This window comes from Paenibacillus algorifonticola, from assembly GCF_050481745.1.
In the GTDB taxonomy this organism is placed as follows: Bacteria; Bacillota; Bacilli; order Paenibacillales; family Paenibacillaceae; genus Pristimantibacillus; species Pristimantibacillus algorifonticola_A.
In genome coordinates this window covers 127,613-134,489 of sequence record NZ_JBCNGR010000032.1, presented here as the reverse complement: position 1 = coordinate 134,489, position 6,877 = coordinate 127,613, and the positions used below count along the sequence as shown (strand labels likewise).

The following is a 6,877-nucleotide window of genomic DNA, read 5'->3' as shown; positions in this document are numbered from 1 at the left end:
GAGGTTCCTGTAATGTTAATAGGGCTGCCAGGATGAATACTGTCTGCTACCGGATTTACCGAGACCGCAGCCCATAAGGAGCTGGGAAACAGCGATAGGCAGAGACCAATGATTAAGGTTAAGCTCCATGTACGTATTCTCACTTCGGACATTCCTCTTTTCTATTCAATTAAAATAAAGGCTACTCGCTCTACCTATCCCTTATTAATCCCAGTTGCGCCATTCTTGGTAACGCTGCTCGAACTCAGTCGCATCCACTTCTGTCACAAGAGTATAACCGAGGTTGTTCGGATCAGCATTGTCTCCCGTAATGAGAAAGACGCGTACCGAGTAATTCGGATTTGTTGCTGCATCCGCTATATTGAAATGAGCGCGATTCGTCTGATAGCTATCCAGTCTGTTAGTCGTGACAGAAACGGTATCCACTGGCACATCGCCGTTCATAAGCTGGAAAATCGCTGTAGCTGTACCATTATAACTATTGTTATTGATGTTTCTTACGAATTTAACGGATGCGGTCAATCCCCCGCTCGCCCTATCAATAAGGGGCTCGCTCATATAGAAGGAATGTTCGGATTGATGAAGAGTAACATTGTACACCCCATCTATCGTATCATAAGACTTCACAACTATATTATTTTCACCCTCCAGCAGCACGCCTGCTTGCAGCTTAATTTCTCCGTTATTTTGACCAATATCTCCAGGTGTGTAAGAGTAGCTTTCGCTTGGGACAACCACTCCATTTACTTCAATGGAGTCCGGTACCCATTGTGCGGTTGGAGGGTTAACCGTTAATGTGAAAGTTTTTCCAGTAAAATAGTAATCATCATTATCATATAGGTAGGGCTGGCGATTTGACACAACTGAAACGGTCATTGTTGTTCTTATTTTATCCCCTGTCAAACTGTCTGCGGCGTCAAAGGCTATAGTAGCAGTACCTTTGCTAATTCCATTAATATAAAAATACCAACCATTTGGACTTGCGGAAGCTATGGTTGGATCCGAGCTTGTTAAGTTGCTGATCGTTATTCCATAGGGTGAATAGTAAAAATCACCAACCTGCAAAAATTTATTATAACCAGTTTGTACTCCAGGGAAAACATAGTCTTTATTGACCATAGGAGCCACCGTACCAATATGATTAGCTCCAACCGTTAGCGACTTATAACCTACAACTTCTCCGCTCAGAGCGTTCACTTCAACAATGGAAATGGTATCGCCAGCAGCAGCGGGTACAAACAGATTGTCGTTCAGCTTATAAGTATAAACATCGGCAATCGTGCTAAACGACGCCCCTGCTTCAGGTGCTACTTCTGCACTCGCCTTTCCATAGGTCGACCACACGACTGTACCATTCGAACTATTAATGCCAGTTACTTTCACTTTACCCTGTGTAACGACTCCGCTGTTTGTCTCCAAGGCAACTGCACTGAGACTTGGAGTCACTGAAACCGGAGCGGCCAAAGCCGCACTTGGCAGGACAGACAGCGCTACGACTAGCGCCAACATCATAGACAACACAGTGAAGCCAGACTTCCCTTGCGCTTTTACTTTAAACCAACCTTTTAACATGAATCTTTCACTCCCCTGTACATTCTTGTAATCGGCATGCCTTTCAATGAGCAACCTTCCTGCTCACTATTCCAGCTAAGTATAATCCACCCCAATGACAGCAAAATGACAAACTCCGACAAAAGACCTCCTCTCATTGACCCATTTCAAATCTCTCGTCCCCTTTTTATCCTAGGCGCTAGATTTTTATGAACAAAATATGAATAAGTAGAAACTTTTCCCCTTCTTGCTTCGTCTTATTATCGATCCAGAAAATGATGGAAGAACGATCCAGAGGGGATATGAACGTTATGAGAAAAATGGTTTCCGCTCTAGCTGCTTTTGCAACGCTGTTTTTTGTGTTACTTCAGCCTGTAGCGCAGGCAGCAACAACCGATATTAAAATTTATATCGATGGACAAGTGCTGCAAACGGATCAACCCGCTATAATTATTTCAGGCAGCACCTTTGTGCCCTTGCGCGGGATTTTTGAAGCTTTAAATGCCAAAGTATTATGGAGTCAAAAAACCAAAACGGTAACCGCCATGAAAGGCGATACGACCGTTGTTCTTAAACTGGGTGCCAGAACGGCTACGATTAATAATGAGACCGTTACACTGGATGCACCAGCCCGTTCTATTAAGGGCAGAACCGTAGTTCCTGTCCGCTTCGTCAGCGAATCGCTTGGCGAGGATGTGAAATGGGATTCGAAAACAAGAAGTGTACGCATTACAACATCTGCATCCGTAAGTGTTGGCGCAGCCACCTCGGTGAGTGTGTCCACAGTTAGCCAAAATGGAGACGGAAGAGATTTGCAGGTTAATTTCACACCTCCAACCGACATGACGAATGTGAACAGCTACCGCATACTCGTCGTTCCTGCGGACAAAGCAGCTTCCTTTAATTTGGCTAAGGCGCAAATTGTAGGCGGTACGAATTATACGGCCCTTCCTACATCGTCCGCGTACCAAAACAATGTACTGACGGCCCAAACAAGAGATACCGACGGAGCGTTGCTTCGCTCTAATCTGCCTTATAAAGTTTTTATTTTGACTGTTGGCAATAATGATCGTTACGCGCTATCCAGCGCTTCCGCTTCCATCACGCTAAGCGTCAAATCGACGGTAGATGCTGCTTCGAATGTACGCATTAGTGATGTTAGCGACTTCGGCGACGGCCGCGACCTCTCGGTCAGCTTTACACGGGCTTCCAATGAAAGCAACATATCCAGCTACCGGGTTATCATTGTGAAGACCGCCAATGCTTCCAAATTTGATTTGGCAGCAGCCAATACGCTTAATAGCTCCTATTACACGACGGTTTCCAAAACGGGCAGCAGTACGATGAGTACAGGCTTCAGCTCCTCGGCAAGGGACACTTCGGGTGAATATATTAAAAATGGCGTTGCCTATACCGCTTATGTCCTTTCCATGAGCAGCAGCGTAGGTACTATTTCTAATACCTTGTCTTCGGCTTCTTCGTCTGTAGCGCTCGGCTCTTCTTCCGGATTTAATCCGACGATTACGAGCGTAGCCGATGTTAGCAACTATGGAGATGGCCGCGATTTGCGCGTTAATTTTAATCGGGCATCGGATGAGTCCCGGATTAGCTATTACCGGATTTTCGTAGTAAGAGAGGCTGATTACGGAAACTTTAATTTAACAGAGGCGAATAACGTAGCATCGGGTAGATATACCGATGTTTCTAGAACGGGAAGCAGCAGCTACAGCCAAATTCTCTCTTCCAGCGCTAGAGATGTGAAGGGGAATTCCATTATTAATGGCGTTGCCTACCGTGTGTTTGTAATGGGTGTTACGAATAACAGCTCCTCCTATTCCAGCACCTTATCCACCGCTTCCTCCAGTATTGCGCTTTATAGTACAGGAGTCAGCAGTGTAACCAATGTAGGCGTAAGCGACGTGAGCGACTATAACAATGGACAGGATTTGCGCGTTTCCTTCACTAGAGCCGGCGATGAGAGCAGCTTGAACCACTACCGCATCTTCGTCGTTAGGACGGCAAATGCAAGCAGCTTCAATCTGGCTGCAGCTAACGGTATAACGAATTCCAGCTATTATACGACGGTTTCCAAAACAGGCGGAAATATTAATCAAGTATTGCCTGCGACAGCGCGCGACGTTAATGGCGTGCTCATCCAAAACGGCATCAGCTATCAGGTATTCGTCTTGTCCGTCGGCAATGGAAGCTCGACCAGCAATAATGCGCTGTCTGGCAGCTCAATTCCGATTATCCTGTCAGCCAGCGCTGTCACAGCAGCAGCGAATGTTGCTGTCAGCGACGTAAACGAGCTGAACAACGGCCAGGATTTGCTCGTTGCCTTTACCAAAGCGGCCGATGAAACCAACCTGAACCACTATCGTGTGTTCGTCGTTAAGACTGCCAATGCGGGCAGCTTTAATCTAGCAGCAGCTAACGCTGTGAGCAACGCCAATAACTACACGACAGTGGCCAAGACAGGCGGAAATATTAGCCAAGTGCTTGCTGCCACTGCGCGAGATGTTAATGGTGATCTCATCCAAAATGGCATCAGCTATCAAGTATTTGTAATGTCCGTTGGCAGCGGCAGCTCGGCAGGCGCCAATGCGCTGTCCCTCGGTTCAGCAGCTATTACGCTAGCAGCTAAAGGTGTATCTGCGGCAGCCAATGTTGTGGCAGCTGAATACAATGGCGGTCAAGATATCAAAGTCGATTTCACAAAAGCTTCGGACGAAAGCAATATCGATCATTACCGTATTTTCATCGTCAAAAGTGCGAATGCTGGCGGTTTTGACCTGAATGCAGCGAACCGTATTACTTTGCCTGATTATTTTACGGCAGTCAATAAAACCGATACACCGAGCAAGGTGCTTACTCGCAATACACGCGACACAGGCGGAGAGTTCATCCAGGCCGGCGTCAGCTATCAGGTGTTTGTATTGTCCATTGGCGGCGGCAGCTCGGCAGGCACCAATGCGCTGTCTTCCGCCTCTGCGCCTATTACACTACCTGTACCGCTGCCTCCGGCAGCGGCAGCAACAGCGGTTAATGCAACCTTGCTCGCAAGCGGTCAGGATATTCAAGTATCCTTCACTAAACCGGCTGATGAGCGAAATGTCTCGCAATACCGTGTGTTTATCGTTAAAGAAGCCGATGCTGGCAGCTTTAACCTGGATGCGGCAAGTGCATCCAGCATTTACTCGCCTTCGCCAGCTGAAGCCATACTAACAATAAACAAAAACACATCGGATGCTAGTGGGCAGCCACTCGCTTACGATACCAATTATCGGGTGTATGTGCTTTCGGTAGCCAAAAGCGGTGCGAATGCGTTGTCCGTTCCTTCGGCATCCGTTCAGTTTCCAACGCCAGTTGCACCACCAGCGACACCCACGACACCAACTCCTGACCAGCCTACAGGAGTTTAGATTTAATGGAACCAAGGTGTACGCAGAAAGGCCGGGAGCCCCTGAGTGGGGTCCCGGCCTTTTTTTGCATGACATGCGTCTCACCAATAGGAAGAGCCTCTCTTCTATTAGGTGTTTTTTAGTTTTTTAGCATGCCCGATTCCAGCTGGCACTTTATGGCTTGCAGACATTTTAACGCCTTCCTCTTCACCTTGCTTGACACTTTTTATAAAGAAAGAAAGCACAAGTCCAATAACGCCAATTCCAACAATCACAAGATACGCATCATTAATACCTTGAATGTTCGCGTGTACCATCATTTCCTTGGAAGCTGTCTGTGTGCCGCTAGTCACCATCGCATCCGTCAGATGGGTTTTGGTGCTCGACGTCATGACGGTTACGAGCAAGGAGGTACCAATCGCGCCAGCCACTTGCTTAATCGTATTAGAGATAGCTGTTCCGTGCGCATTCAGTCTCGCAGGAAGCTGATTCAGGCCGGCTGTCGTAATTGGCATTAGGAAGAGAGCCATACCGATCCGTCGTCCCGTAGACATCAGCAGCAAGTAGTTATAGCTGGTTGAGTCCGTCAAATTTACGAATCCAATCGTAGTCCCGATTGTAATGATCATGCCCACGATCGACAACCACTTTGCACCAAAGCGGTCAAACAGCTTCCCGGACACTGGCATCATGAGAGCCATAAGCAGAGCGCCAGGCAGCATAAGCATGCCCGATTCCAGTGCCGTATATCCGCGTGCATTTTGCAAATAGAGCGGAAGCAGCATCATATCAGCATACATGACCATCGTGACGGCGATATTAATAATAGTCGTTAAAGAAAACATATTATATTTGAATGCTCTGAGATCAAGCAGCGGACTCTTGGCTCGCAGCTGCTGCCACGTAAATACGGCCAATGAAACAATCCCCACTGTAAGGGAAACCACTACTTCCGTGTTGGACCAGCCTAGACTGCCCGCCTTGCTAAACCCGTAAATCACCATTCCAAAACCGATGGTCGAGAGGATCATTCCCCATACGTCCAGCTTAGGGTACAAGCGCTCAGCTACATTTTTCAAATAAAAATGAGCAAGAATAATGACCAAAGCAGCAACAGGAATAATAGCCTGGAACATCGTGCGCCAGCTGTATTCCTCCATGACATAACCCGTGATAGCAGGGCCAACAGCAGGTGCAAAAACAATCGCCAGACCAACGACTCCCATCGCAACCCCGCGTTTGTCCGGAGGGAAGATGGTAAGAATCACGTTCATTAATAATGGCATAATAATACCGGCGCCAGCCGCTTGAATGAGCCGTCCAACGAGCAATATTTCAAATGAATTCGCCATCGCCGCGAGTATAGTTCCTCCGAGAAAGATAACCATGGCTGATTGAAAAAGCTCGCGTGTCGTAAAACGCTGCATAAGATAGGCTGTAATCGGAATGAGAACGCCATTTACGAGCATATACCCGGTGGTGAGCCATTGGGCGACGGAAGCCTCAATCGAAAATTCGACCATTAGATGGGGAAGCGCGACACTCATAATGGTCTGATTTAATACCGCGACAAATGCCCCAACGATTAAAACAAACAATAAGGGGCCTTTCTTAATTGAGCTGCTGTCAAAAACGGTGTTTGTACTAATCTTACTCAATCCTTTCGACTTCAACTAATTTACAGTCTGTAGTATAATTTACTTAATGTAAAAGATTATAGGCGTCTCGTTTTATGATTACAAGCAACAACTTTCTCATTACTGTTTTATAGTTTACAAATATCTATAATCTGTCGTTTTACATTGCAATAATCTACAAATTCAATTAAAACCGTCGTATAGACAATTGATTTGAAAATGGAAAGGATTGGTGTCCACATGCAGGCAAAAGCGCCAAAAATGGATCCACGCGTTATACGCACACGC

Annotated in this window: 3 protein-coding genes; 1 reads left to right on the top strand and 2 read right to left on the bottom strand. The window is 46.6% G+C overall.

What is annotated here, in order from left to right:
• Nucleotides 1-204: 204 nt before the first annotated feature.
• Nucleotides 205-1,572, bottom strand: a complete 1,368-nt coding sequence (locus tag ABEW34_RS23640; RefSeq protein ID WP_430161952.1) for a hemoblobin-interacting domain-containing protein — start codon at nucleotides 1,570-1,572, stop codon at nucleotides 205-207.
• 290 nt (nucleotides 1,573-1,862) lie between these two features.
• On the opposite strand from ABEW34_RS23640, the gene ABEW34_RS23635 reads away from it, so the two are divergent.
• Entirely contained in the window at nucleotides 1,863-4,973 is a 3,111-nt protein-coding gene (locus tag ABEW34_RS23635) for a copper amine oxidase N-terminal domain-containing protein (RefSeq protein WP_430161950.1), read from the top strand.
• Between the two features lie 107 nt (nucleotides 4,974-5,080).
• Here ABEW34_RS23635 and ABEW34_RS23630 read toward each other — a convergent pair whose 3' ends face one another.
• Nucleotides 5,081-6,601: a DHA2 family efflux MFS transporter permease subunit gene (locus ABEW34_RS23630; RefSeq protein WP_430161958.1), complete on the bottom strand. Its 1,521-nt coding sequence runs from the start codon at nucleotides 6,599-6,601 to the stop codon at nucleotides 5,081-5,083.
• Nucleotides 6,602-6,877: the final 276 nt, after the last annotated feature.